Here is a 24626-nt window from a genome sequence, read left to right as displayed (position 1 = left end):
CTACCGCCCGTCGCCGACGGGCTCGCTCACGTCGTCGCGGAGCACGGTCGGGCGCGGCACGGGCGGCCCGTACCCGCGCACCCGGGCGCGCACCCACCGCCGCACGAGCCGCGGGTGGAACAGGGTCGTGGGCGCACCCTCGAGCTGGTACACGCGGGCGAGCGAGACCTGCGCGGCGGTGTCCCCGTGCGTGCTGAGACGCTCCAGCTCACCGACCCACCGGCCCGCGAGCACCGCCACGGGTGAGCGGGGCCCGGGCAGCCCGAGGAGCGCACGGTCCGCGCCCGTCGCCATCTGCCACGGCGCCTCGCCCGCCTCCACGCACTCACGCACGACGCGCGCCGCCGCGCCGGGTGCTGTCAGCGGCCCGCGCTCGTCGGCGGCGCGCACGGTCTGCGCCATGAGGGCCGCGACCGTCATGCCCTGCCCGTACACGGGGTTGAGCGCGCACAGGGCGTCGCCCACGACGAGCAGCCCGTCGGGCCACGGGTTCACGCGGTCGTAGCGGTGCCGCTGGTTGCCCGTCTGCCGGTGGGTCGCGACGTCGCCCTCCACGTCGCCCGCGGCGACGACGCGCGCCAGGGAGTCGTCCCGGACGTGCCCGAGGAACTCCCGCAGGCCGGGCAGGTCGCGCGGCGGGCGCCGGGCGCCGGCACCGAAGCCGGTGACCGTCCACACGTCGTCCTCGGCCGGCAGCGCCATGCCGCCGATGACACCGGGCGCGGCGAGGATGACGACGCCCTTCGCGGCGACCCGCTCGCGCGGCAGGCGCACCCGCACCGTGGAGTACCCGACGTGCGCGTCGAGCCCCTCGACGGGAGCGTCCGGCAGGCCGAGCGCGTGCAGCCAGCGCGGCAGCCGGGACGCCCGCCCGGACGCGTCGACCACGAGGTCGGCACCCCACGCGTCCGGCTCCGTCGACCGCCCCGCAGGCCCGTCTCTCCAGCCCGCGGGCTCGGTGTCCACCCGCCAGCGCGGGCCGGTCGCGTCGCCGCGGCGCAGCCCGGTGGCCCGGGTCCCGCCCACCACCTGCACGCCCGGCAGCCCCAGGACGCGGGCGCGCAGCACGTGCTCGATCAGCGGCCGGGTGGCCAGCAGGATCTCGAGCTGCCGGCACGGCGGCGACCACCCCAGGACGCCCAACCACGCGAGGTCACCGGTGTCGACGCGCACGGCGCCGGCCGCGCGCAGGTCGGCACCGAAGCCGGGCAGCAGCGCCTCGATCGCGCGCAGCCCGCGGTGCAGCAGCAGGTGCGGCTGGCGGCCCTGCGGCACGCCGGTGCGGGGCTCCGCGGTGTCGGGCAGGTCGTCGCGGTCGAGCAGCGTGAGGTGCCTGCCGTCCCGGGCGAGCGCGGCGGCGGTCAGCAGCCCGGCCACGCTCGCTCCGACGACGACGACGTCCTGGTCCTGCGCCCCCCGGCGGTCCATGTGCCCATCCTGCGTGGCGACGGGGTGCGGTGCCAGGGCTCGGGTGGCCGGATCGTGCGACGGGCGCGGTGGTGCGGGCGCGGGCGACGGGCGCGGGGCGACGGGCGTCGGCTCGGCGCTGGTGTGACGCCTCACGCCTGCGTGAGGTGCTCGGCGGCCTCCTCGTAGCTGCCGCCGTCCGGCAGGTCCGCCGGTGCGTAGATCGCGCGCAGCACGCCGCGCGGTGTCGCCTCGTGGCGCAGCAGCGCGAACGGGCGGATCGTCGGGGCGTCGGTGAACAGCCGCTCGCCGCGGCGCACCGCGACCGGGTGCACCAGCAGGCGCAGCTCGTCGAGGAGCCCCGCGTCGAGGAGCTGCCGCACCACCGACAGCGAGCCCGCGAGCAGCACCTTGCCCACGGCCGGGTCGTCCCGCAGGGCCCGGACGGTGCCGACGACGTCGGCCGTGCGCTCGACGTTGCGCCACCCCAGCTCCTGGTCGCCGCGGGTCGCGACGACCTTGCGCACGTCGCCGAGCTGCCGCGCGAACTGCGCGTCGTCCTCGCCGGCCGCCTCACGGTCGGGCCACGCCCCGGCGAATGAGTCGTACGTGACCCGCCCCAGGACGAGCACGTCGACGTCCTCGTAGTCCTCCGTGACGGCCGCACCCATCTGCTCGTCGAAGTACGGGAAGTGCCAGTCCTCGCTGACCTCGGCGATGCCGTCGAGCGAGATGAACAGGGTGGAGATGACGGTCGCCATGGGTGCCTCCGCAGGTTCGGTGGGTTCTCAGCGTCCAGACCGGCGACGGGTCACGGACTCATCGGGGCGGGCGCCGGGACCCGACGGCGCGTCGCACGTAGCCTGGCGCGGTGACCAACCTCGATCCGCGCCCGGACGAGCAGGTGTGCGTGGCCGGCCCCGCCGCGGACGTCGAGCTCGTCGAGCCGCGCGACGTGCCACTGGGCGGGCCAAGGGCGATGACGGTGCGCCGCACCCTGCCGTCGCGGGCGCGGTCGCTGGTGGGGCCGTTCTGCTTCGCTGACCACTACGGCCCGGACGACGTCGCGGCGACGGGCGGCATGGACGTGCCCCCGCACCCGCACACCGGGTTGCAGACCGTCACCTGGTTGTTCGAGGGCTCGGTGCTGCACCGCGACGCGCTCGGGTCCGAGCAGGTCGTCGTCCCGGGGCAGCTCAACCTCATGACGGCCGGGCGCGGCATCTGCCACAGCGAGGAGGCCACGCCGGCACTGTTCCCCGACCGGCCCGTGCTGCACGGCGTGCAGCTGTGGACGGTGCTGCCGGAGTCGGCACGGCACGGCGAGCGGGCGTTCGACCACGTCGCGGACGTCCCGACCTTCACGCTCGACGGTGCGGTGTTCCGGGTCTTCATGGGCGCGCTGGGCCCGGTCGCGTCACCGGCGCGGGCGTACTCACCGCTCGTCGCGGCGCAGGTCGACGTGCCCGCGGGTACGCGCGTGGCGCTCCCCGTGGACCCGACGTTCGAGCACGGCGTCCTGGTCGACTCGGGTGACCTGCGGTTCGAGGGCCACGACGTCGCCCGGTCGTGGCTCGCGTACGCGCCCCCGGGGCGTGACGTCCTGGTCCTCGAGGCCGGTGACGCGCCCGTGCGCGCTGTGCTCCTGGGCGGCGTGCCGTTCGACGAGCCCGTCCTCATGTGGTGGAACTTCGTCGGCCGGACGCACGACGAGGTCGTCGAGGCGCGCGCGCAGTGGCAGGCGGCCGTCGCGGGCGACGCCGCCGGGCTGGGCCGGTTCGGCGAGGTGCACGGCTACGCGGGACCGCCCCTGCCGGCCCCGGAGCTCCCGAACGTGCGCATGCGCCCTCGCGAGCGCTGACGCCCCGCAAGTGGTCACCCCGGTGACCACCTCCAGGCCCCGCACGCGCCAGATCTGACCACTTCCGGGCAACCCACCCCGCAGCGGTGACTGTCGTCCGGGCCGTCGGGCGTCACGGGTCCCGGACGAGGACCGCCGACAGGTAGCGCGTCGCGCCCGTCGCGAACCGGTCGTGGGTGCGCGTGCCGTCGAGGCCGGCGAAGGGCCGGAACAGTGGCTGCACCGGACGCGGGATCCAGTCCCGCACGAGCGCGGCACGCCGCGCGTCGTCCAGGCGCAGCCCGTGCACCACCTGGGCCGTGATGTCGTCCTCGCGCACCGGCGCGAGCCCGCTGGACCGCAGCTGTGCGCGCGTCGCCGCCACGTCGTCCGCGCCGCGGAAGTCCGCCCACGCGAACGTGCCGCCCGGGCGCAGCACCCGGTGCACCTCGGCGACGAACCGCTCCAGCGACGGGTAGCAGTGCGACGACTCGACGTTGAGCACGACGTCGAACGACGCGTCGTCGAACGGCAGCGCGAGCGCGTCGCCCTGGACGAACCGCAGGCCGGGTCCGCGGCGGTCCCGGCGGCTGAGCGCCACCGCGGAGGCCGCCAGGTCCACGCCCGTGGTCGTCCGCGGCTCCAGGGACCGCGCCACCCACGACGCTCCCCCGCCGCGCCCCGACCCGACCTCCAGGACGTCCGCGCCCGCGACCGCCACGCCGTCCAGGACGTGGGCGTAGAGCCCGATGCCGTACCGGTCCGGCTCGTCGGCGGGGTCGAGGACGAGCGACTGTGTGGCACCGTCGACGCGCGCGAAGCCGTAGTTCATGAACGTCCACGCGGGCTGCCGGACGCGGGCGCCGAGCAGCTCGTAGCACGCACGCCACGCGAGCTGTCGCAGTCCCATCGGGCGAACGTACCGGTCCGGCGTCGGCTCAGACGGCCGCGGGGGCCACCGGGCGGCGGAGGCCGCGCGTCCGGCCGGTGGCCCACACGAGCGCGCCCGCGGCGAGCAGCACGACGACCAGCCCGGCGACGTGCAGGACCAGGGACGGCACGCCCCGGCCGGGGAGCAGGAACCCGTACGGCACCCAGCCGTCGGTGCGCCCTCGCACCACGGCGACCACCAGCCACAGCACCGGGTACGGCAGCACGAGCCACAGCCGCCGCCACGGCAGCGCCGGGCGGTCCACGAGGAGCAGCCAGTCGAGCATCACGGCGCACGGGAACGCGACGTGCAGGACCGCGCTCACCCACGGCGTCGTGCCGCCCTCGCCCGGCACCAGGGTGGCGTAGACGACCGCGACGACGACGAGGCACGTGGTCGCCACGCCCCGCGCGAGCGTGAGCCACAGGGGCACCTGCCGGCCGGCGTGGACCGCCAGCACCACGAGCAGGAGGCCCGCGAGCAGGCTCGTCAGGTTCGTGAAGTAGCCGAGGAAGTCGACGACGCTGCCGCGGCCCGCCGCGCGCTGCTCGGCGTACGAGGCGGCGAGGACGACGAGCACGGATGCCCCGGCCAGGGCCCGGACGGCCGCGGGCAGACGGGCGCCGGGCACCGGGGACGTCGTCACCGTGGCGAGCGTAACGACCGCGCGGGCCCGCCGACACGGCCCGCGGTGTCACACGACGCACCTGTCCGGTGTCTTCATGCCGTACCCGTCACCCGACGACACGAGGAGCAGACATGAACGGCACACCGCGCGTCCCCCCGACCCGGATCACCGGCGCGTACGGCGCGCTCGTCCGGCTCGCCTCCCGCCGGATGCTGGGCCATGTGCCCGACTCGGTCGGCGTGCTGTGGCACCAGCCCGCCGTCATGAAGGACGCCATGCATGCGGGACGCCGCGTCGAGGCCTGGCGCGAGCTCGACCCCGAGCTGGCGACCTACGCCGCGATGTCCGCCGCCGCGACCGTCGGCTGCGAGTTCTGCCTGGACCTGCACCACTTCCTGGCACACCGGCACGGGCTGGACGCCGCGAAGGTGCGCGAGGTGCCGCGGTGGCGGGAGTCGTCCGTGTTCACCCCGCTCGAGCGCCGGGTCATGGAGTACGCGCAGGCCGCGAGCCTGACCCCGCCCGCCGTGACCGACGCCCTGTCCGCGGCGCTGCTGGACGACCTCGGTCCTGCGGCGCTCGTCGAGCTCGCCGCCCGCGTCGCGTTCATGAACATGTCGGCGCGTATGAACATCGCGCTGGGGATCCGCTCCGAGGAGTTCGCCGCGGCGTGCGGCCTGGCGCCGCTCGCCCGTCCGGCCGGCGCCCCGGCCGCGGCCGCGAGGGACCGGTAGGTTGGCGGGGGTGGCCAGCGTCCCGCGCGCCGACGACGACCCGTTCGTCGTCCACCGCCGGCTGCTGTTCACCGTCGCGTACGAGCTGCTGGGCTCCGCGGGTGACGCGGAGGACGTGCTGCAGGAGTCGTGGCTGCGGTGGGCGGCCGTCGACCACTCCCAGGTGCGCGACCCGCGGGCGTACCTCGTGCGCGTCGTGACGCGGCAGTCGCTGAACCACGTGCGCACCGTGGCACGGCGCCGCGAGGAGTACGTCGGCCAGTGGCTCCCCGAGCCGCTGCTCACGGCCCCCGACGTGGCGGACGACGCCGCGCTCGCGGAGAGCCTGTCCGTCGCGATGCTCACGGTGCTGCAGACGCTCCGACCGGCCGAGCGCGTCGTCTTCGTGCTGCACGACGTGTTCGACGTCCCGTACGACGAGATCGCGGAGACGCTCGAGCGGACGCCCGCGGCGGTGCGGCAGGTCGCGCACCGCGCGCGCGAGCACGTGGCCGCCCGGCGACCGCGCGTCCGGACCCTGCGCGTCGAGCACGAGCAGGTCGTGGCGCGGCTGGTCACCGCACTGAACACCGGTGACCTGGACGGGCTCCTGGCCGTTCTCGCGCCGGACGTCGTCTCGGTCACGGACAGCGGGGGCAAGGTCCACGGCGCGGCCAAGCAGCCGGTCGTCGGGGCGCTCCGGCTCGCCCGCTACCTCCTGGGCGGGGTCAAGCGCGCCGGGGGCGCGGTGCGTGGCGTACCGACATGGGTCAACGGCCAGCCCGGCGTCAGGATGGAGCTGGCCGGGCAGCTGGTCGCGGTGGTCGCCGTCACCGTCGTCGACGGGCGGGTGACCCAGGTCCACTCGATCGCGAACCCCGACAAGCTGGGACGGCACGTCGAGGAGACCGACGTGAGCCGGTGAGCAGCTGCGCCCACGACCCGCGGCGCTCCGCCGTCCGCGTGTGCCACGATCGGCCCGTGGAGCTCCCCGTCGTCTGGTCCCTGGTCCTCGTCGTCGCCGGCGCGTGGAACCTCGTCGTGTGGCCGCAGTTCTGGCAGCGGGTCAGCGCCGACCCGCGGGCGCGCGACGCCGACGGCGACGTGACGCGGTTCTTCACGGTGCACCTCGTGCTCGTGGTGGTCTCGCTCGCGCTCGGCATCGCGGTCGGCGCGCTGGGGCTCGTCACGCTCCTGTAGCCCGGGCGCGCAGGCCCCTTCCCCGGCCCGCCCGCCGGAGCGCATCATCGGTGGCGTACCACCGTGGCGGAGGGGGCCTCATGGCGAGCACGCGGGAGCTGGCAGAGCTCGCCGGGGACGCACCGCCGACGTCCATCCCGGAGGTGGTCGCCCGGCTGCAGGCGATCCGTGACCACGCCGGGACCTCGTCGCCGCGCGGTGAGGACGACGGGATCGCTGCGTTCACCACGCTGTACCACGTCATCACCCGGCGGATCCGGGAGATGGTCGAGGACGGCCGGTTCCGGTCCTCGCCGTTCCTGGTGCGCCTGGACCTCGAGTTCGCCGAGAGGTACTTCCAGGCGCTGCGCGACTACGCCGTCGACCCCCGATCGGCGCCCGGGGTGTGGCGCGTGCTGTTCGACAACCGCAGCGACCCCGCCGTGGCACCGGTGAACTTCGCGGTCCTCGGCGTCAACGCCCACATCAACTACGACCTGGCGCACGCGCTGGTCGCCACGTGGCGGACCGTGGCCCCGGACGGCGACGGCAGCGGCTCGGCGCAGTACCGCGACTACCTGCTGGTCAACGACGTGTTCGAGGCCGAGATGGACGGGCTGCGCGAGCAGCTCGGCTCCCTGCTGTCCCGGGGCCCGGACGGCGCTCCGTGGGACGCGGGCGCGAACTGGCTCTCCGACCTCGTGGTCACCTTCACCCGCGACCTGGCGTGGATCGAGGCGACGCGGGTCTGGGAGCAGGGCGCCGGCCCGGAGGTCGTCGCGGAGTCGGAGGGGCGGCTCGACGCGATCGCGACGTTCATCGGCCAGGGCGTCCTGCGGGCTCCCCTGCCGTTCTGAGCGCGTCACGCAGTCGCTCGGCGGCGGCCTGCGGGTCGGGCGCGTGCGTGAGGGCGCGTACCACGACGACCCGGCGCGCGCCCGCGGCGACGACGTCCGGCAGCAGCGCCTCGTCGATCCCGCCGATCGCGAACCAGGGGGTCGTCGGCGCGGTGTCGGCGACCGCGCGGACGGCGGCCAGGCCCACCGGCTCCCGTCCGGGCTTGGTCGGTGTCGCCCGCACGGGCCCGACGCAGAAGTAGTCGACGTCGGGGTCGCCGGCCGCCTCGGCTGCGGCCGCACCGCCGCCCGACGACCGCCCGAGCAGCATCCCGGGCCCGACGAGCTCGCGCGCCACCGCGACCGGCAGGTCGCGCTGCCCGGTGTGCAGCACGTCGGCCCGCAGCGCGCGGGCCAGGTCGGCCCGGTCGTTGACCGCGAAGAGCGCGCCGTGCTGGTGCGCGAGGTCCCGGACGCGGGCACCGGTCGTGAGCTCGTCGACGACGTCGAGGCTGCGGTCGCGCAGCTGCACGACGTCGACGCCCCCGGCGAGCACCGCGTGCAGGAACTGGTCGAGGCCGCCGCTCGCGCGCCGGGCGTCGGTGCACAGGTAGAGACGGGCGTCGGCGAGCCGCGCGCGGCGCTCGGCACGGGCCTGCGAGGCATCGGACATGTCGGGCAGCGTAGTCTGGCCAGCGCACGGGAGCGCCGCACACGAGCGGGGCTGAGAGGGCGTCAGAGCCGACCGTCGAACCTGATCTGGGTCATGCCAGCGAAGGGAGCACCGGGTGCCGCACCCTGCCCATCCCCCACCCGCGGTCCCCGCGCGCGTCGACGTCCTCGTCGTCGGCGGCGGGATCATCGGTCTGACGGCCGCCTGGCGCGCGTCGCTCGCCGGGCTGCACGTCGTCGTCCTCGACCCGGACCCCGGGGGCGGCGCCACGCACGCCGCCGCCGGGATGCTCGCGCCGGTCTCGGAGGCGGAGCACGGGGAGCACGCGCTCGCCCGGGTCAACCTCGCGTCAGCAGGGCTGTGGGCGCCGTTCGCGCGTGAGCTCACGCAGGCGTCCGGCATCGACGTGGGGCTCACCGCGTCCGGCACGCTGAGCGTCGCGTACGACGCGGCGGACGCGCAGCGGTGCCGCGAGCTGCTCGCGCTGCAGCGGTCCTGGGGGCTGGACGTGCACGAGGTCCCGCTCGCGCAGGCCCGCGAGCGCGCGCCGCTGCTCGGGCCGCACGTCGCCGCGGCCACCTGGGCGCCGGGCGAGCAGCACGTCGACCCCCGCGCCGTGGCGTGTGCGCTGCGCGCGGTTCTCGCGGCGGACGCGCGCGCGTCCGTGGTGTCCGCCACCGCGACGAGCCTGCTGCGCGACGCGCGGGGCGACGTCGTGGGCGTCCGGACGGACGACGGCGTGACCCTGCGGGCGGACGTCGTGGTGATCGCCGCCGGGGCGCGCTCCGCGGCCCTGGTGGGCGACGTGCCCGAGGTCGCCGTCCCCGTGCGTCCCGTGGCCGGCACGACGCTGCGGCTCGACGCACGCGCGGCGCCGTGGTTCGCCGACCTGCCCGTCCTGCGCGGCACCGTGCAGCAGCGACCCGTCTACCTGGTCCCGCGCACCGACGGCGAGGTCGTGGTCGGGGCCACGAGCGACGAGGGCGCACCCGCGCACGGCACGCGCGCCGGTGACGTGTTCGCGCTGCTGCGCGACGCCCGAGCGCTCGTCCCGGGGATCGACGAGCTCCCGCTCGTGGACGTCACGACGCGTGCCCGCCCCGCGACGCCCGACCACCTGCCGCTGATCGGGCCGAGCGGCGTGCCCGGCCTCGTCCTGGCGACCGGCCACCACCGCAACGGGGTCCTGCAGACGCCCCTGACGGCGGCGACGCTCGACGCGGTGCTCGCGGGCACCACCCCGCCCGAGGCCGCACGAGCCTGCGACCCGCGGCGCCTGCTCTCACCGACCACCACCGCACCCTCCGGAGGACCCGCATGACCGACACCCGCACACCCCGCGCGGCCGGCGCCCGCGCTGCCGAGACCGCCGACCTGCCTGCCGTGACCACGGACCCCGATCGCTCCGTCACCGTCAACGGCGTCACGCGGCCCTGGACGCAGGACGTGACCGTGGCCGCGCTGGTCGCCGACCTGCTCGGCGACGCTCCCACCCCCGGGACGGCGTGCGCCCCGACCGGCGTCGCCGTGGCCCTCGACGACGCGATCGTGCCCCGCGGGCTGTGGGAGTCCACGCCGGTGCCCGCCGGTGCCCGCGTCGAGGTCGTCACGGCGGTGCAGGGCGGATGAGCGCCCCGACGCCACCCACCGACGCACCCGACGTCACGCCGGGCAGCGCCACCACCGCGACCCGCGAACCCGAGCCGTGGAGCGGCGACGACCCGCTCGTCGTCGCCGGCACCGTCATCGGCCCGCGGCTCGTCCTGGGCACCGGGGGCGCGCCCAACCTCGACCGCCTCGAGGACGCCCTCGTCGCGTCGGGCACGCGCCTGACGACGGTCGCGCTGCGGCGGGTCCGCCCGGGTGGTGAGCAGTCGGTATGGGCGCTGCTGACACGCCTCGGCATCCGCGCGCTGCCCAACACGGCCGGGTGCTTCACGGCGCGCGAGGCCGTGCTGACCGCCGAGCTGGGCCGCGAGGCGTGCGGGACGCCGTGGGTGAAGCTCGAGGTCCTCGCGGACGACGTCACGCTGCTGCCCGAGCCGTTCGGGCTCGTGGAGGCGGCCGACCGCCTGGTGCGCGAGGGCTTCACCGTCCTGCCCTACACGGGCGACGACCCGGTGGTCGCGCGGCGCCTGGAGGACGTGGGGTGCGCGGCCGTCATGCCGCTCGGCTCCCCGATCGGCTCCGGGCTGGGCATCCTGGACCCGCGCAGCATCGAGGCCATCGCGCAGCACGCGCAGGTCCCCGTGATCCTCGACGCGGGTGTGGGCACCGCGTCGGACGCGGCGCTCGCCATGGAGCTCGGGTGCGACGGCGTGCTCGTCGCGTCGGCCGTCACGCGCGCCGCGGACCCGCCGCGCATGGCCCGCGCGATGGCGCTGGCGGTGCAGGCCGGCCGGGCCGCGCGGCTCGCCGGGCGGATCCCGCGGCGCGAGCAGGCGCTCGCGTCGTCCCCGACGGACGGGCTGGTCGGCAGGCCCGGTCAGGGGGCACCGGGCAACCTCGACCTCGCGCTGTGAACGAGGTCGCGCCCGTCAGTACCGGGTGAGCGTCGGGTCCACCTCGTCGACCCACGCCAGCACGCCACCGGCGACCTGCACGACGTTGCTGCGTCCCGCGGCGTGCGCGGCGTCGACGACCCGCTGCGAGCGCGCACCCGACTTGCAGTACACCGCGACGAGCCGGTCGTCGGGCAGGGCCGCGAAGGGGTCCGCGTCCTGAGACCCGGGGCCCAGCAGCCGGCCCGCGGGCACGAGCACGGAGCCCGGGATCGCGACGATGTCGCGCTCGAACTCCTCGCGCACGTCGAGCACGTACGGCGGCGCGGCCGAGTCGAGCAGGTCGCGCAGCTGCAGCGCGGAGATGGCCGCGTCCGCCGAGACCGCGGAGGTCGACGGCACCGCGCAGGCATCGGGGGCCGGCCCCGCGACGTGGGTGACGGGGGCACGCGTCGGGTCGGCGACGACGCGCAGCTCGCGCCACGTCACGTCCGCGGCGTCGTACACCGCGAGCCGGCCCAGCAGCGAACGCCCCGCCCCGGTCACGAGCTTGACCGCCTCGGTCACCATGACCGACCCGATCGTCGCGCACAGCGCCCCGAGGACGCCGCCCTCCGCGCACGTCGGCACCGTGCCGGCGGGCGGGGGCTCGGGAAAGATGTCGCGGTACGTCACCGGCGCGTGGCCCTCGGGCGGCCGCGACCAGAACACGCTGACCTGGCCGCGGAAGCGGTCGAGGGCCCCCCACACGTGCGGCACGCCGGCGATCGCGGTCGCGTCGCTCACGAGGTAGCGGGTGGCGAAGTTGTCGGAGCCGTCGAGCACGAGGTCGTAGCCCGAGACGAGCTCCAGCGCGTTGCCCGCCGTCAGGCGCACGGGGTGGACCTCGACCGTGACGTCCGGGTTCGCGGCCAGCACCGCCTCGCGTGCCGAGTCGACCTTGCGGCGGCCGACGTCGACGGTCCGGTGCAGCACCTGACGCTGCAGGTTGGACTCGTCCACCACGTCGTCGTCGACGACCCCGAGCGTGCCGACGCCCGCGGCGGCGAGGTACAGCAGCGCCGGGCTGCCCAGGCCACCGGCCCCGACGACGAGGACGCGCGCGCGGGCCAGGCGCCGCTGCCCGCTGACGCCGACGCCCGGCAGCGTCAGGTGCCGCGCGTAGCGGGCGAGGCGCGCCGCGTCCAGCGGCGGCCCCTCGGGCACGAGAGGTGGACGCGCCGGCGGCTCGACGGTCGGTGCTGGTGTCACGCGTGTCCCCCTCGACGGCCGGCGGTGCGGTGGCCATTGTGCCGCGAACCGCGCCAACAGCGCGCAGCCCAGCGGCTCGCGGCCATCCACGCGGTCGCTGACTCGACGCACACCCCCGCTACCATCGCCCCATGGCCGAGCGCGTGACCATCGGCGATCTCGCGCGGCGCCTCGGGCTGTCCAAGGCGTCGGTGTCGTACGCGCTCAACGGCCAGCCGGGCGTCAGCGAGCAGACGCGGGAGCGGGTCCTCGCGCTGGCCCGGGAGCTGCAGTGGTACCCCAGCTCGTCGGCGCGCGCGCTGTCGGGTGCCCGGACGGGCGTCGTCGGCCTGGTGCTGTCCCGCGACCCCGACCTGCTCGGCACCGAGCCGTACTACATGCTCGTCCTGTCCGGCATCGAGGCGGCGCTGATCGACGCGGAGTACGGGCTGCTGCTGCGCATGGTCGGCTCCGAGCCAGGCCGTGACCTGCCGGTGTACGAGCGGTGGGCGGGCGAGGGGCGCGTCGACGGCGTCATGCTGTTCGACCAGCGCCGCGACGACCCGCGCATCCCGCTCCTGCGCCGCCTGGGGCTCCCGGCGGTGCTGAACGGCGCAGCGGAGCCCGGGGCCGCGCTGCCGGCCGTCGTCCCCGACGAGCACGGTGACGCGGACCAGGTCGTGGAGCTGCTGCACGGGCTGGGCCACCGGCGGATCGTGCACCTGACGGGCCCGTCGGGCCTGCTGCACGAGGAGCGCCGTGACGGGCTGGTGCGGGCCGCGGCGTCCCGGGCCGGCATGGTCGTCGAGACCCTCGAGGGCGACTACACGATGGGCACGGCCGAGCGGCTGACGACCGAGCGGCTGCGGCGGGGACCCGCCCCGACGGCGTGGGTGGCGTCGAACGACGTGATGGCCCTGGGTGCCGTGCGTGCGGCGGCCCGCGAGGGCGTCGACGTGCCGGGTGACGTGTCGGTGGTGAGCTGGGACGACTCGCTGCTGTGCGAGATCGGGTCACCGCCCATCACCGCGCTCGACCGCCACCCGCGGGACTTCGGCCACCGGTGCGCGCGGGCGCTGCTCGCCGAGATCGCGGGTACCGGCGACGGTGACACCGGACCGCGCCGCAGCGAGCTGCGGGTCCGCGCGAGCACCGGCCCTGCGGCCGCCTGACCAGCAGGAACGCGCGCCATGACGTCGGCTCGCAGTCGGCCCTCCCTCTGACTGCCGTCACGATTTCATCTCGAAGGGTTCCCGTTCGGCCTAACGCCGGTTACGTTGTCTCCGCGAACTGAACCGGTTAGGCAGGACCCGGCACTCGACAAGGGAGTCCCCGTGAAGCTTCGCCACCTCGCAGCAGCGTCCGTCCCCGTCCTGATCCTCACGGCCTGCTCCGGCGGGGGTGGTGGCGGGTCCGCGTCGGGCGACGGCGACGTCACCCTCACCTACTGGGCCAGCAACCAGGGCACCAGCCTCGACAACGACAAGGAGGTCCTGACGCCGGTGCTCGAGGAGTTCACCGAGAAGACGGGCGTCGACGTCGACCTGGAGGTCATCAGCTGGAGCGACCTGCAGACCCGCATCCAGACGGCCGTCACCTCCGGCCAGGCCCCCGACGTCGTCAACATCGGCAACACCTGGGCCGTGTCCCTGCAGGCCACGGGCGCCTTCCTGCCATTCGACGACGCCGCGATGGAGGCTGTCGGCGGGGCCGACAAGTTCGTCGAGACCGCGCTGGAGACCGGCGGCGCGGAGGGCACCGACCCGACGTCCGTGCCGCTGTACGGGTTGGCGTACGGGCTCTACTACAACAAGGCGATGTTCGAGGACGCCGGGCTGCAGCCGCCGACGACCTGGGAGGAGATGGTCTCGGCCGCCCAGGCGCTGACGGACCCGGCCACCGGGGTGCACGGCATGGCGCTGGCGTCGGGCAGCTACACCGAGAACAACCACTTCGCGTTCATCAACGCCACGCAGAACGGCGCCGAGCTGTTCGACGACGACGGCAACCCGACGTTCACCGAGGACGGCGTCGTCGACGGCATCGTGCGCTACCTCGACCTCATGCAGGCCGCCGGGGTCGTCAACCCGTCGAACGCCCAGTACGACAACGCCTCGCTCGCCGTCGCCGACTTCGCCACCGGCAAGGCCGCGATGATCCTCAACCAGAACAACGCCAACGCGACGATCGAGGCCAACGGCATGGCTCCCGACGCGTACGGCGTGGTGCCCTTCCCGGCACCGGCGGACGCGGAGAGCGACGTCGCCAGCCACGTCGCCGGCATCAACATCTCGATCTTCGGCAACACCGAGCACCCGGACGAGGCGCTGCAGCTCGTCGAGCACATGACCAGCGAGGACGTGCAGACGACGCTCGGCAAGCCGTTCTCCTCGCTGCCCGTGCTCAAGGACGCCACAGCCGTCTTCACCGACGACCCCGAGCTGGCCGAGACGTTCACGCAGATCTACAACGAGCGCTCCGCGCCGCTGCCGCTGGTGCCGGCGGAGGACCAGTTCGAGACGACCGTCGGGCAGGCGATGAACAAGATGTTCGCGACCATCGCCACAGGCGGCACGGTCTCGGCCGAGGACGTGCGGGAGGCCATGCAGACCGCACAGGACCAGGTCCAGGCCTCGGTCGGCTGACGTCAACGCCCAGGCGACGCCCGAGGAGACGCCGTGGCCACGACCACGCCCACCGCCCCGCCAGTGCCGGCATCACGCACCGCGCCCCGCCGCCGCACCCGCAAGAGCGGGTGGTGGCTGCCGTACGCGCTGCTGGCACCGGCGGTGCTGCTGGAGCTGCTCATCCACCTGGTGCCGATGCTGACGGGCATCTGGATGAGCTTCATCCAGCTGACCCGCTTCTTCATCCGGGACTGGACATCAGCGCCCTTCGTGGGCCTGCGCAACTACCAGGTCGCCCTCGACCTGGACACCGCGGTCGGGCGGTCGCTGCTCAGCTCGTTCGCGATCACGTGCGCGTACACGGTGCTCGTGGTGGGTACGGCGTGGGCGCTGGGCATGGCCGCAGCCGTCGCGCTGCAGCGCCCGTTCCGCAGCCGCGCGCTGTTCCGCACGCTGTTCCTCGTGCCGTACGCGCTGCCGGTGTACGCCGGGATCGTCACGTGGAACTTCATGCTCCAGCGCGACACGGGCGTCATCAACCACCTGCTGGTCGACGACCTCGGCCTGCTGGCGGACAGGCCGTTCTGGCTCATCGGCGGGCACGCGTTCGCGTCGATCGTCATCGTCGCGATCTGGCGGCTGTGGCCGTTCGCGTTCCTCATGCTGATGGCCGGGCTGCAGTCCGTCCCGGACGACCTGTACGAGGCTGCGGCGATGGACGGGGCGCACGCGTTCCGGTCCTGGTGGTCCATCACCCTGCCGATGCTGCGGCCGGTGAACCTGGTGCTCGTGCTCGTGATGTTCCTGTGGGTGTTCAACGACTTCAACACCCCGTACGTGCTGTTCGGCACGTCGCAGCCGGAGGCCGGCGACCTCATCTCGTTCCACATCTACAACGCCTCGTTCCTCACGTGGAACTTCGGTGCCGGTGCGGCGATGTCGGTGCTGCTGCTGCTCTTCCTGCTGCTCGTGACAGGCATCTACCTGACGGTGCTGAACCGGAGGTCGCGCCTTGCATGAGACCCGGGCCTTCAAGACGTTCCGCGCGGCCGTCGTCGTCGTGCTCGCGGCGGTCACCGCGCTGCCGCTCTACGTGATGGTCACGTCGTCGCTGAAGCCGCTGCAGGACGTACGGGGCGCGTTCTCGTGGTGGCCCAGCACCATCACGTTCCAGCCGTTCGTCGACATGTGGACGACGGTGCCGCTGGCGCGGTACTTCGTGAACAGCCTCGTCGTGTCGAGCGCCGCGACGCTGGCCAGCCTCGCGATCGCCATCTTCGCGTCCTACGCGGTGTCCCGCTACCGGTTCCGCGGCAGGTCGACGTTCACGACCACGGTGCTGTCGACGCAGATGTTCCCCGGCGTGCTGTTCCTGCTGCCGCTGTTCATCATCTTCGTCAACATCGAGCAGCAGACGGGCTTCCAGTTCGTCGGCACGCGCATCGGGCTGATCATCACGTACCTGACGTTCTCGCTGCCGTTCTCCATCTGGATGCTGTCGGGCTACCTCGACAACATCCCGCAGGAGCTGGACGAGGCCGCCCGCGTCGACGGGTGCTCCCCCATCGGTGCGCTGTTCCGCGTCGTGCTCCCCGCCGCCCGGCCCGGGGTCATCGCGGTCGCGATCTACGCGTTCATGACGGCCTGGGGCGAGGTGCTGTTCGCGTCGGTGATGACGACGGAGGCGAACCGCACGCTGGCCGTGGGCATCCGGCAGTACTCGACGCAGACCAACGTCTACTGGAACGAGATCATGGCGGCGTCGCTGGTCGTCAGCATCCCCGTGGTCATCGGGTTCCTGCTGCTGCAGCGGCACTTCGTGGCCGGCCTGACTGCGGGTGCGGTGAAGTGAGGCGGAGCGTCGCACGGCCGCTCGCGTCCGTGGTCGGGACCGGCGGGCCCGTGACCGCGACGTTCATCGGGCAGGGCGTGCTGCGGGCTCGGCTGCCGGAGCCCGCAGCCCGAGGGAGCCGAGCTCGAGGACCGCGAGGGCGCGCACGGTCTCCGGGTCCCGTCGACGCCACCCGTCCGCCGGGTCGTCGCTCACGCGGGCCAGCACCCGCACCGGCTGCGTCGCGAGCGCGCGCAGCGCGAACAGGTCGAGGTCGGCTGCCGAGTCGAGGATGCGCAGCGCCGCACGCGCGCGGCGGACGAACCGGACGCGCAGGAGCAGCCAGACCCCCACGACGAGCACGATCGGGACGGCCGCGAGCAGCAGCCCGAGCAGCAGCGCGAGCTGGGCCGCCCCCTGCTGCACCTCGACCCCCGCGCGGGCGATCGAGTCGGCCGCGCTGCCGGCCGCGGTGAACGGGCCGCGCGCGTCGTCACCGACGAGCGGGACGCGCGCGACGGTGTCCCCGGCGGACGCCAGGCTGTCCGAGAGCGAGGACCCGGCGCTCTCGAGGGTGCGCCCGGGGGCTCCGAGCCGGCCCACCACCTCGTGCACCCACTGCCCCAGGCGGACCCACAGGACCACCCAGACGACGACGAACAGGTCGCCGACGAGCTGACGGGTACGGCGCCACGGGGTCTGTGCGTAGAGGGTCACGCGGGACATCCTGGCGTGCGGGCGGGGACGACGCGCCGTACTGACCCTCCGTGCGTCCCGTCACCGGCCCGTCGGCGTCAGTCCCGCGAGCCGGTGAGGTTGGCATGCAGGGTCGGCAGGTACACCTCCAGGGCCGCAGTCAGCCGTTCACGCAGCATCGCCGCCGAGCCGTCCCAGTCCTCGACCTCGTCCAGGGCCGCCAGCATCGCCGGTGGAGCGATGTCGGCCATCTGCTGGGCGCGCTCGACGACCCGTTCCGCGTCCAGGTCGTTCTCCGCCGCGAACCGGGACCAGTGCTCTCGCGTGACCAGCTCCGCGATGTACTGCCCGTCGACGGACATCGACAGGGTGCGCCCACGCGAGGTCGGGTCGTACGGCAGAGACGTCGAGACGTCGAACAACGGCGCCAGGCGCACGTCGTGTCCGGCCAGGAGCACCGCGTAGTTGCGGGCGTGAGCGTCCGGGGCCGCGATCACGGTGTTGAGGATGAGCCCGTCGACGAACCGGTCCACGTTCGCCCGAGCGGTGCGAGCGGTCGGTGACTGCTCGCGCAGCAGCCGGATGACGTCGCTCGCGCCGGGGCCGCCGTACTCCTGGTACTTCTGCGCCACGCCCAGTGCCTGGCACAGGTCCTCCTGGTGCAGGCGCACCAGGGTGCCGTCGCGCTCGACACGGTCGAACCGGGTGATCACGATGGCCGTCTCGGACTTGAACGACGGGTGCTCGGTGCGTGCGACGTCCACTCCGCACGCGGCGGCCGCACGCATGCTGATGTGCTCGACCAGGGACTGCGCCTTCATCCCGTGCACGCCAGGCTTGAGGATGTGGCTGGTCGGCTCGGACCCGTGGGCCTCGTACCAGTCGTCCCCGATGCGGCGCAGCGCGAACTTCGGCTGGGTGCCGCCGAGGGACCAGTGCTCGTCGGGCATCGACCAGGACGCACCCTCGTCGACCCGCATCACGGCGATTCGCTGCTCGATCTGGCCGGCGCTCTGCGGCACGAGGGCGCCGGTGCGGGCGAGGACCGCCGCGGTGTCAGGAGGCCTGCAGAACTGCACCGCACCGGGGCAGTCCTGGCCGATGACCGCCAGGACGGACAGCGGGTCGAGCCTGTCCGTCCCTGGGTGGCCGCGCTCGATCGCCGTCAGCGCGGCGTCGGACTCCGGCAGCAGACCTCGTAGGAACCGTTCGACCGGCGGGCCGGTGAACGACCCGCCGGCCAGCGGCATGGACAAGGACAGCGGCGTGCGACCGGTGCCGGTCGCATCGTCCAGGTACGTGAACCGCAGGCTGTTGGTGCTGCTGCGGTCGAGGTGACCGATGACTCTGCCGTCGAGGATCACCGCCAGCGGTGCGCTCATCACGGAGCATCCGGCTCGAGGTCGTCGCGGACGGTCAAGGACGCGTCGAGCTCGTCGAGCACCCGCATGACATGACCGATCTCGAGGCCGCGGGTGCGTCCTTGCTCTGCGGCGATGACCCACTGCCGGGACACACCGGCGCGCTGGGCGAGCTCGGCCTGGCTCAGATGCCGACGCTTGCGCAGGCGCCGGAGCGCCTGCCCCAGCTGGGGCAGCGAGCGCGCATTGATCACGTCCACGATGTCAACGTATCCTGACAGGTCGAACGATGTCAACGTACGCCGACATCGCCCTCTACGTCACCGTACGTTGACATGCCTCTGGCCGTCTCGAGGGCGTCCCAGCCCCTCACCCGCCCGGCCGCACCAGGCCCGACTCGTACGCGAGGATCACGGCCTGCGCGCGGTCGCGCAGGCCGCACTTGGCCAGCACGTGGCTGACGTGGGACTTCACGGTCGGCTCGGCGAGGTAGAGCCGCCCCGCGATCTCCTGGTTCGTCAGCCCCTCGGCGATGAGGGAGAGGACCTCGAGCTCGCGCGGTGTCAGCTGCTGCTCGAGCTCGGCCGAGCGCGGGACGGGGGTCTGGCTCGTCTCGAGGTAGGTCGCGATGAGGCGCTTGGTGACCGCGGGGGCCAGCAGCGCGTCGCCGCGAGCGACGACGCGCACGGCCTCGGTGAGCTGCTGGGCGTCGGCGTCCTTGAGCAGGAACCCGCTGGCACCGGCCCGCAGCGCCTCGACCACGTAGTCGTCGAGGTCGAACGTCGTGAGCACCAGCACGTGCACCGAGCCGGGCGGCGACTGCTCGACGATGCGCCGGGTCGCCTCGATCCCGTCCATGCGCGGCATGCGGATGTCCATGAGGACGACGTCGGGCCGCAGTGCGGCGGCCTGCGTCACCGCGGCGACCCCGTCGGCGGCGACGCCCACCACCTCGATCCCGTCCTGGGCGGCGAGCAACGCCGAGAAGCCCTCGCGCACCATCGCCTGGTCGTCCACCACGAGCACGGTGGTCACGCGGTCCCCTCCTTCAGGGGCAGGGTCGCGGCGACGCGGAACCCGCCGTCGGGCGTGGGTCCGGCGGCGACGTCGCCACCGAGCAGGTGCGCACGTTCGCGCATCCCCGCCAGGCCGTGGCCGCCCTCGTCCGGCGCGCCGTCACCGGTCGCGGGGGACGCTACCGGGCTCGTCGGCGGACCGTTGGTGACGACGACCTCGAGCTCGCGCTTCCGGTACGCGACCGCGACGGCGACCACCGCCCCCGGGGCGTGCCGGGCGGCGTTGGCCAGCGACTCCTGCACGATCCGGTACCCGCCGATCTCGAGCGCGGCCGAGAGCGGCCGTCGGCGTCCCGTCACCGTCAGCTCGACCTGGGACCCCGCGGCACGGGCGCTGTCGACCAGCGCCTCGAGCCCGTCGAGCCCGGGCTGCGGCGCCCGCTCGACATCCGCGTCGACGTCGCGCAGGACCGTGAGGATGCCGCGGACGTCGGTGAGCGCGGCGCGCGCCGACCGCGCGATCGAGCCGAACTCCTCGCGCACCGGGTCAGGCACCCCCTCGAGCCGGTAGGGCGCGGTCTCGGCCTGGACCGCGACCATCGACATGTGGTGCGCCACGACGTCGTGCAGCTCCCGGGCGATCCGCGCCCGCTCCTCGAGCACCATGCTCTCCGCCTCACGCGTGAGGCGCGCCTCCCGCTCGCTGGCCGCCTCGGCCCTCGCGCGGGTGCGCTGCCGCCGCGCGTCGACCACGAGCATGAGGAGCGTGAAGACGACGAGGTACAGCACGGCCGCCTCGCCGGTGACCCCGAGCAGCACCAGCACGACCGTCCAGGCCCACCCGGCCCAGCCCAGCGCCCGACGGTGCCGGGCGAGCACCGCCACCCCGGCGATCAGCAGCACGAGCGGCAGCGCGAGCGGCAGGACCGAGACGCTCTCCTCCGCGGCGGGACCGAAGATGATCCACAGCGCCGCGACGGCCGCCGCGAACCGCCACGCGTTGAGGGGTTGCCAACCGAGCAGCGCGACCGTGACGGACACCGCGACGGCCGCCGCCACCGCAGCTCCCATCCCGAGCCCCTCGACGCGGGAGCGGTCGAACGCCATGAACGGGGTGACGACGGCGGCCACCACGGCGATCCAGGGCGTCAGACGGCCCAGCCGCGTCCGCGACGGCTCGGGCTGCTCGTTCGCCCGCAGCGGGGCGAGCAGCCACGCGCCCACGGCACGAGGAGCAGGAAGGGAGCGGCTGCCGGCTGGGATGATCACGCAGTCAGGCTAGTTTTCCGGCGTCGCGCCCGTCCCGCTACCGGGGTACCGGACGCACCCGATCCGTGAGGATGAGACGGGCACCTGGCCTCCCCCCGCAGTGCCGTGCGGTCGCCCTGCCGCAGCACGATGACCTGCACGAACGCGATTCCTAGCGTCGGGGCATGCCCCTCTCGCACCCGCCGCGCCGCCCTCCGGGCACCGCCCGCCGCGCCGCCGTCGTCCGCCTGGCCGTCCTGCTCGCGGCCCTGACCACCGCCGCCTTCACGTCGGCGCCCGGCGTCTCGCGGCCCGGGGCACCGGCGCCCTTCGACGTCCCCGTCGACGCGTTCCGCCAGGCGATGGGCTACGCGCCGACGTCCGCCCCCGGACGGCCCGACGTGCTCCTGAGCCCCGACGCGGAGTGCTCGACGCCGACGGGTGGCACGCCGTTCGGCTTCGACGACGCGTGCCGCGAGCACGACCTCGCGTACGACCTGCTGCGCTACGACCGCGACCGCGGCGCGGTCGTGGACCCGTGGGACCGCTGGTCGGCGGACACGCGCTTCGGCCTGCGGATGGTCGAGCGGTGCACCGAGCAGGTCGTCGTGCTGGCCCCCTGCCTGGCCACCGCCGCCGTCTACCGCGCCGCCGTGGGCGTGAACTCGGTGCGTCAGCTCCACGGGGCACCCGCCGAGGAGACGGGCGTGCAGATCGCGGGCTCGTCCCTCGCGATGGTCGCGCTCGCGGCCCTGCTGCTCGCGCCGGCGACGGCGGCCCGGGCGTTCCGTCGCATGCTGCGCCTCGCCGAGGTGCACCTGACGCCGCCGCCGGCGTGGTCCGGCTGGTCAGGTGCCGCCGGCTCGCTCGTGCGCTGGGCGGACCTGGGGCGAGAGGGACGGCGGCTGCTCACACGACCCCCCGTTGCCGACGGTGCGCTGCGCGTCGTCGTCGGGCTCGAGTCCGCCCGCCGGCTCGACGACCGCGTGGCGCTCGCCCTCGCGGAGGCCGAGCGCGTCAGCGCGTTCACGCGCGGCACGGTGTGCGTCGCGACGCCCACGGGCTCCGGCTGGCTCAACCCCGCCGCGGTCGAGGCCCTCGAGCTGGCGACCGGCGGCGACGTCGCGACCATCACCGTCCCGTACGCGGCCGCGCCGAGCTGGCTCGCCGCGCTCGCCCACCCGGGAGCCCACCGGCGGTCGTCGGTCGCGCTGCTGGCCGCGGTGCACGCGCGGTGGGAGCGGCTCCCGCGCGAGTCACGTCCGCGGCTCGTCGTGCTGGGCGAGAGCCTCGGGGCCAACGGCATGGCGGACGCGTTGCGCCGGCTGCCCCACGTCCGGGCCGACGTGGCCGGCGGGCTGCTGGTGGGCGGCGTGCGGTCGGCGTCCTGGGAGCCCCCGGGGCGGGTGGCGCTCGTCCGGCACGACGACGACCCGGTCGTCCGGCTGGGCCTGCGCACGGTGCACCGGCTACCCGGCGCGGGGCAGGCGCCCGAGGGGCACGGGCACCACTACGGCGCCGAGCTGGGTGCCGCGTGGCGGGAGGACCTCGGTGTCCTCGCTCGCCCGGCGGCCGGGTGCCCGCCCGGCCGGCCGTCTCAGGACGGGGGCCCCGTGGGGGCGCCCAGCGAGGCGTTGACGAGCGGTCCCCACTCGGCGAACGCGGGCACGTCGCGCCAGTACCCGTCGGTGGCGACATCGGTGAACTCGGTGACGTGCGTCTGACCGGTCTCCTTGTCGCGGATCGTGAAGGACCCGGTCCCGTCGGGACGTGCCGAGGTGGTGATCGACAGCGTCGCGTCGAACTCCATGTACTGGGTCTCGTCGTCGGGGTAGATGTACTCCACGGTGACCCACCGCCAGAGCCGGCCGTCGATGACGTCCCAGTCGACCGACCGAGCGGTTTCCCGAGCGCGGTGGCGGGAAGCTTGCCCTGGTTCCCTGCCGCGGCGCGGTCCGCAGTGCCGGCCGTGTGGACCGTCGTCGCCGCGTCCGCGGCCGTCATCAGCGCCCGGCGGGCAGCGTCCGCAGCAGGTACTCCTCGGCCTCGCCGGCCTGCTGCGCCAGGTCCCACAACGTCGAGGACCCCGCGCCGGACGCCTCGGAACCGGCGTCGAGGTGCCCGTCGGGGCTCGTCCGCCCGGCGGAGGTCAGCGCGTGCACGACCCGGTCCAAATCGTCGGGGCTCGGCTGCGCGGCCTGGGCGAGCACGGTCAGGTCGCGCAGCCCGGTGCGCAGCGAGTCGAGCGCGGCGAGCTGCTGGTCGTCGAGCTGGTCGCGGTCCGGCACCAGGTCGTCCTGCAGGCGCACAGCGTCGCGGACCAGCGCGATCTCCTCCGGTCCCTGCTCAGGCGCACCGCTCGACGCACGCAGCGCCTTCGCGGTGGCGTCCGCCGCGGACTCGACGCGTCGCCGCAGGGGCGCGGGCCGGAAGCCCGGGATCACGACGAACCCGAGGACCACTCCGAGCAGCACCGCGCACGCGATCAGCAGGACGTACTGCAGCAGGAGGTCGCCGGCGTTCAGGTCACGGGACACGGAGTTGAAGCCGACGCTGACGACGACCATGCACGCGTTGCCCAGTGCGGGTCGCGTGACGATGTACCACAGGCCCAGGCACAGGGCGACGGCCGCGACGAGGACGAGGTACCGCGACGGGACGACGAGCAGGACCACCGCGACCGTCAGCGCGCCGGCGACCACGCCGACGACCTTGTTCCGCGTCTTGACGACGGTGTCGCTCCAGGTGGCCTGGAGGATGCTGAAGGTGGCGAGCAGAGCGGTCGACACGAGCGGGTCGCCCCGGTCCAGGCGCGACGTGATCAGAAGCATGATCAGCACGGCGAGCGCCGTGCGGAACGCGTGCCGGACCTGCACGGACCGCAACCTCGCGGACGGGTGCAGCACCGCGTCCTCGAGCTGGTGGCGCCGGTCGCGCTCGAGCCGGACCGCCGTCGTGTCGTGCTCCGCGATCGCCTGCTCGACGGCGTCGAGTGCGGCGCCCGCAGCGTCGGGGATCTCGGCGACGGGGATCTCGGCGACGGGCGGCGCCGGCGACGAGGCGGCTGCCGACGACGGGGCTGTGGCGGACGCCGAGGACGGGGCCGTGGCGTGCTCCGGCCGCCCGGGCTTGGCCGTCAGCCGTGCCGCCAGCAGCCGCGCCCGCTCCTCGAGCGCGGCGGCGTCCCCGGGAGCACCCGCCCGCCCCAGGCGTGCGGTGCGCAGCGCGAGGCGGTAGCGCGAGGCAGCCTCGAGGGCGTCCGCGAGCCAGCGCTGCCGACCGTCGGTCAGCCAGGTTCCGAACGCGGTCGCGGTCGCCGCGGTCGGGTCGTCGGCGACGAGCACCGCCGCGACCTGCTCCCGGGTCGGCTTGGACGGGTCGGAGATGCCCATGAGGACGCGCAGCAGGACGGCCACGACGACGCCCGCCACGGCGGCCGCGATGATCTGCCGGTGGTCCGCCCCGCCCTCCGGCGCGTAGCCGTAGCCGAACATCGTCGTCATGCCCAGCCCCAGGCCGGCGGTGCCGAAGCGCGGGCCGATCAGCGGGAGCAGCGCCGCCACGAACGTGAGCAGCACGACGAGCACGATCGCCCAGGGCCGCGAGACCTCCGCGACCAGGCGCGGGACCGCTGCGGCGACGACGAGCAGCGGCCCCATCACGGCCGCGACGCGCAGGTCGGCCCGCAGCGGGCCCCCCATGAACGCGACGAGGGAGAACATGCCGGTCAGGCCGCCGATGATCCCGGCAGGCCCGGCCCCCCAGGCGTCCGCGAGCAGCGCCGAGGGCAGGACGACGATGATCATCAGCACGATGAGCATCGGGCTGCCCTTGGGGCGCGTGCGCGCCTCCGTGCTGTCAGTGCCAGCAGTGCCCCCCACTGTGCCCCCTCGGAGGTTCGGCCACGCT

25 protein-coding genes are annotated in these 24626 nt (G+C 74.6%); 13 read left to right on the top strand and 12 right to left on the bottom strand.

The annotated features are described in order from the left end of the window. Together NP048_RS02885 and NP048_RS02880 are read right to left on the bottom strand one after the other, a co-directional pair. Positions 1-1428 carry an NAD(P)/FAD-dependent oxidoreductase gene (locus NP048_RS02885; protein ID WP_227577993.1) on the bottom strand — a complete coding sequence of 476 codons (1428 nt, stop codon included), beginning with the start codon at positions 1426-1428 and terminating at the stop codon, positions 1-3. Between the two features lie 131 nt (positions 1429-1559). Continuing rightward, on the bottom strand, positions 1560-2168 hold the full coding sequence (locus NP048_RS02880) for a dihydrofolate reductase family protein (RefSeq protein WP_227577992.1): 609 nt from the start codon (positions 2166-2168) through the stop codon (positions 1560-1562). Between the two features lie 110 nt (positions 2169-2278). Between NP048_RS02880 and NP048_RS02875 the strand changes: the two genes are divergently transcribed. Further along, positions 2279-3268 carry a pirin family protein gene (locus NP048_RS02875; RefSeq protein ID WP_227577991.1) on the top strand — a complete coding sequence of 330 codons (990 nt, stop codon included), beginning with the start codon at positions 2279-2281 and terminating at the stop codon, positions 3266-3268. Positions 3269-3380: 112 nt separating this feature from the next. Here the strand turns inward: NP048_RS02875 and NP048_RS02870 are convergent, their stop codons facing one another. Together NP048_RS02870 and NP048_RS02865 are read right to left on the bottom strand one after the other, a co-directional pair. Continuing rightward, entirely contained in the window at positions 3381-4157 is a 777-nt protein-coding gene (locus NP048_RS02870; RefSeq protein WP_227577990.1) for a class I SAM-dependent methyltransferase, read from the bottom strand. Between the two features lie 28 nt (positions 4158-4185). Then, positions 4186-4824 carry a Pr6Pr family membrane protein gene (locus NP048_RS02865; protein ID WP_227577989.1) on the bottom strand — a complete coding sequence of 213 codons (639 nt, stop codon included), beginning with the start codon at positions 4822-4824 and terminating at the stop codon, positions 4186-4188. A gap of 113 nt (positions 4825-4937) precedes the next feature. Between NP048_RS02865 and NP048_RS02860 the strand changes: the two genes are divergently transcribed. From NP048_RS02860 to NP048_RS02845, 4 genes are all read left to right on the top strand, one after another. Then, complete coding sequence (locus NP048_RS02860; protein WP_227577988.1) at positions 4938-5540, top strand: carboxymuconolactone decarboxylase family protein; 603 nt, start codon at positions 4938-4940, stop codon at positions 5538-5540. A gap of 10 nt (positions 5541-5550) precedes the next feature. Beyond that, positions 5551-6444 (top strand): RNA polymerase sigma-70 factor, encoded by an 894-nt coding sequence (locus tag NP048_RS02855; RefSeq protein ID WP_227577987.1) that lies wholly within the window; start codon positions 5551-5553, stop codon positions 6442-6444. 56 nt (positions 6445-6500) lie between these two features. Further along, a complete protein-coding gene (locus tag NP048_RS02850) occupies positions 6501-6719 on the top strand; it encodes an SCO4848 family membrane protein (RefSeq protein ID WP_227577986.1) in 219 nt (72 codons plus the stop codon). An 80-nt stretch (positions 6720-6799) separates the two neighbouring features. Beyond that, positions 6800-7555 (top strand): DUF5995 family protein, encoded by a 756-nt coding sequence (locus NP048_RS02845; protein ID WP_227577985.1) that lies wholly within the window; start codon positions 6800-6802, stop codon positions 7553-7555. On the opposite strand, the gene thiE is transcribed toward NP048_RS02845, so the two are convergent. After that, positions 7515-8207 carry a thiamine phosphate synthase gene (thiE, locus tag NP048_RS02840; protein ID WP_227577984.1) on the bottom strand — a complete coding sequence of 231 codons (693 nt, stop codon included), beginning with the start codon at positions 8205-8207 and terminating at the stop codon, positions 7515-7517. The two genes, NP048_RS02845 and thiE, sit on opposite strands and share 41 nt — an antisense overlap. A gap of 115 nt (positions 8208-8322) precedes the next feature. Between thiE and thiO the strand changes: the two genes are divergently transcribed. Genes thiO through NP048_RS02825 form a run of 3 tightly spaced genes read left to right on the top strand, consistent with a single transcriptional unit; the run spans position 8323 to position 10729 of the window. Continuing rightward, positions 8323-9528, top strand: coding sequence for a glycine oxidase ThiO (gene thiO / locus NP048_RS02835; RefSeq protein ID WP_227577983.1), 1206 nt, complete (start codon positions 8323-8325; stop codon positions 9526-9528). Then, positions 9525-9836 carry a sulfur carrier protein ThiS gene (gene thiS / locus NP048_RS02830; RefSeq protein ID WP_227577982.1) on the top strand — a complete coding sequence of 104 codons (312 nt, stop codon included), beginning with the start codon at positions 9525-9527 and terminating at the stop codon, positions 9834-9836. The genes thiO and thiS overlap by 4 nt, the downstream gene beginning before the upstream one ends. Further along, positions 9833-10729, top strand: coding sequence for a thiazole synthase (locus NP048_RS02825; protein ID WP_227577981.1), 897 nt, complete (start codon positions 9833-9835; stop codon positions 10727-10729). The genes thiS and NP048_RS02825 overlap by 4 nt, the downstream gene beginning before the upstream one ends. A 15-nt stretch (positions 10730-10744) precedes the next feature. Here NP048_RS02825 and NP048_RS02820 read toward each other — a convergent pair whose 3' ends face one another. Next, positions 10745-11959 (bottom strand): ThiF family adenylyltransferase, encoded by a 1215-nt coding sequence (locus NP048_RS02820; protein WP_227577980.1) that lies wholly within the window; start codon positions 11957-11959, stop codon positions 10745-10747. 131 nt (positions 11960-12090) lie between these two features. Here NP048_RS02820 and NP048_RS02815 point away from each other — a divergent pair, with 131 nt between their 5' ends. The 4 genes from NP048_RS02815 (at position 12091) to NP048_RS02800 (ending at position 16417) form a co-directional block, all read left to right on the top strand. Next, complete coding sequence (locus NP048_RS02815) at positions 12091-13110, top strand: LacI family DNA-binding transcriptional regulator (protein ID WP_227577979.1); 1020 nt, start codon at positions 12091-12093, stop codon at positions 13108-13110. 162 nt (positions 13111-13272) lie between these two features. Beyond that, entirely contained in the window at positions 13273-14583 is a 1311-nt protein-coding gene (locus NP048_RS02810) for an ABC transporter substrate-binding protein (RefSeq protein ID WP_227577978.1), read from the top strand. Positions 14584-14616: 33 nt separating this feature from the next. Beyond that, positions 14617-15585, top strand: a complete 969-nt coding sequence (locus tag NP048_RS02805; RefSeq protein ID WP_227577977.1) for a carbohydrate ABC transporter permease — start codon at positions 14617-14619, stop codon at positions 15583-15585. After that, positions 15578-16417, top strand: coding sequence for a carbohydrate ABC transporter permease (locus NP048_RS02800; RefSeq protein ID WP_227577976.1), 840 nt, complete (start codon positions 15578-15580; stop codon positions 16415-16417). The genes NP048_RS02805 and NP048_RS02800 overlap by 8 nt, the downstream gene beginning before the upstream one ends. Before the next feature lie 63 nt (positions 16418-16480). Here NP048_RS02800 and NP048_RS02795 read toward each other — a convergent pair whose 3' ends face one another. From NP048_RS02795 to NP048_RS02775, 5 genes are all read right to left on the bottom strand, one after another. Further along, on the bottom strand, positions 16481-17113 hold the full coding sequence (locus tag NP048_RS02795) for a hypothetical protein (protein WP_227577975.1): 633 nt from the start codon (positions 17111-17113) through the stop codon (positions 16481-16483). 77 nt (positions 17114-17190) lie between these two features. Beyond that, on the bottom strand, positions 17191-18474 hold the full coding sequence (locus tag NP048_RS02790; protein ID WP_227577974.1) for a type II toxin-antitoxin system HipA family toxin: 1284 nt from the start codon (positions 18472-18474) through the stop codon (positions 17191-17193). After that, a complete protein-coding gene (locus tag NP048_RS02785; RefSeq protein WP_227577973.1) occupies positions 18474-18713 on the bottom strand; it encodes a helix-turn-helix domain-containing protein in 240 nt (79 codons plus the stop codon). Before NP048_RS02785 ends, NP048_RS02790 begins: the two co-directional genes overlap by 1 nt. A gap of 109 nt (positions 18714-18822) precedes the next feature. Continuing rightward, entirely contained in the window at positions 18823-19488 is a 666-nt protein-coding gene (locus tag NP048_RS02780) for a response regulator (protein WP_227577972.1), read from the bottom strand. Next, the gene (locus NP048_RS02775; RefSeq protein WP_227577971.1) at positions 19485-20738 is read right to left on the bottom strand and encodes a sensor histidine kinase; all 1254 of its coding nucleotides are present in this window, start codon (positions 20736-20738) and stop codon (positions 19485-19487) included. The genes NP048_RS02780 and NP048_RS02775 overlap by 4 nt, the downstream gene beginning before the upstream one ends. A 164-nt stretch (positions 20739-20902) precedes the next feature. On the opposite strand from NP048_RS02775, the gene NP048_RS02770 reads away from it, so the two are divergent. Then, positions 20903-22441 (top strand): alpha/beta-hydrolase family protein, encoded by a 1539-nt coding sequence (locus tag NP048_RS02770; protein ID WP_227577970.1) that lies wholly within the window; start codon positions 20903-20905, stop codon positions 22439-22441. 279 nt (positions 22442-22720) lie between these two features. Here the strand turns inward: NP048_RS02770 and NP048_RS02765 are convergent, their stop codons facing one another. Further along, the gene (locus NP048_RS02765) at positions 22721-24538 is read right to left on the bottom strand and encodes an FUSC family protein (protein WP_227577969.1); all 1818 of its coding nucleotides are present in this window, start codon (positions 24536-24538) and stop codon (positions 22721-22723) included. Positions 24539-24626: the final 88 nt, after the last annotated feature.

Source organism: Cellulomonas xiejunii, assembly GCF_024508315.1.
GTDB lineage: Bacteria > Actinomycetota > Actinomycetes > Actinomycetales > Cellulomonadaceae > Cellulomonas > Cellulomonas xiejunii.
This window is presented reverse-complemented; position numbering and strand designations above follow the sequence as displayed.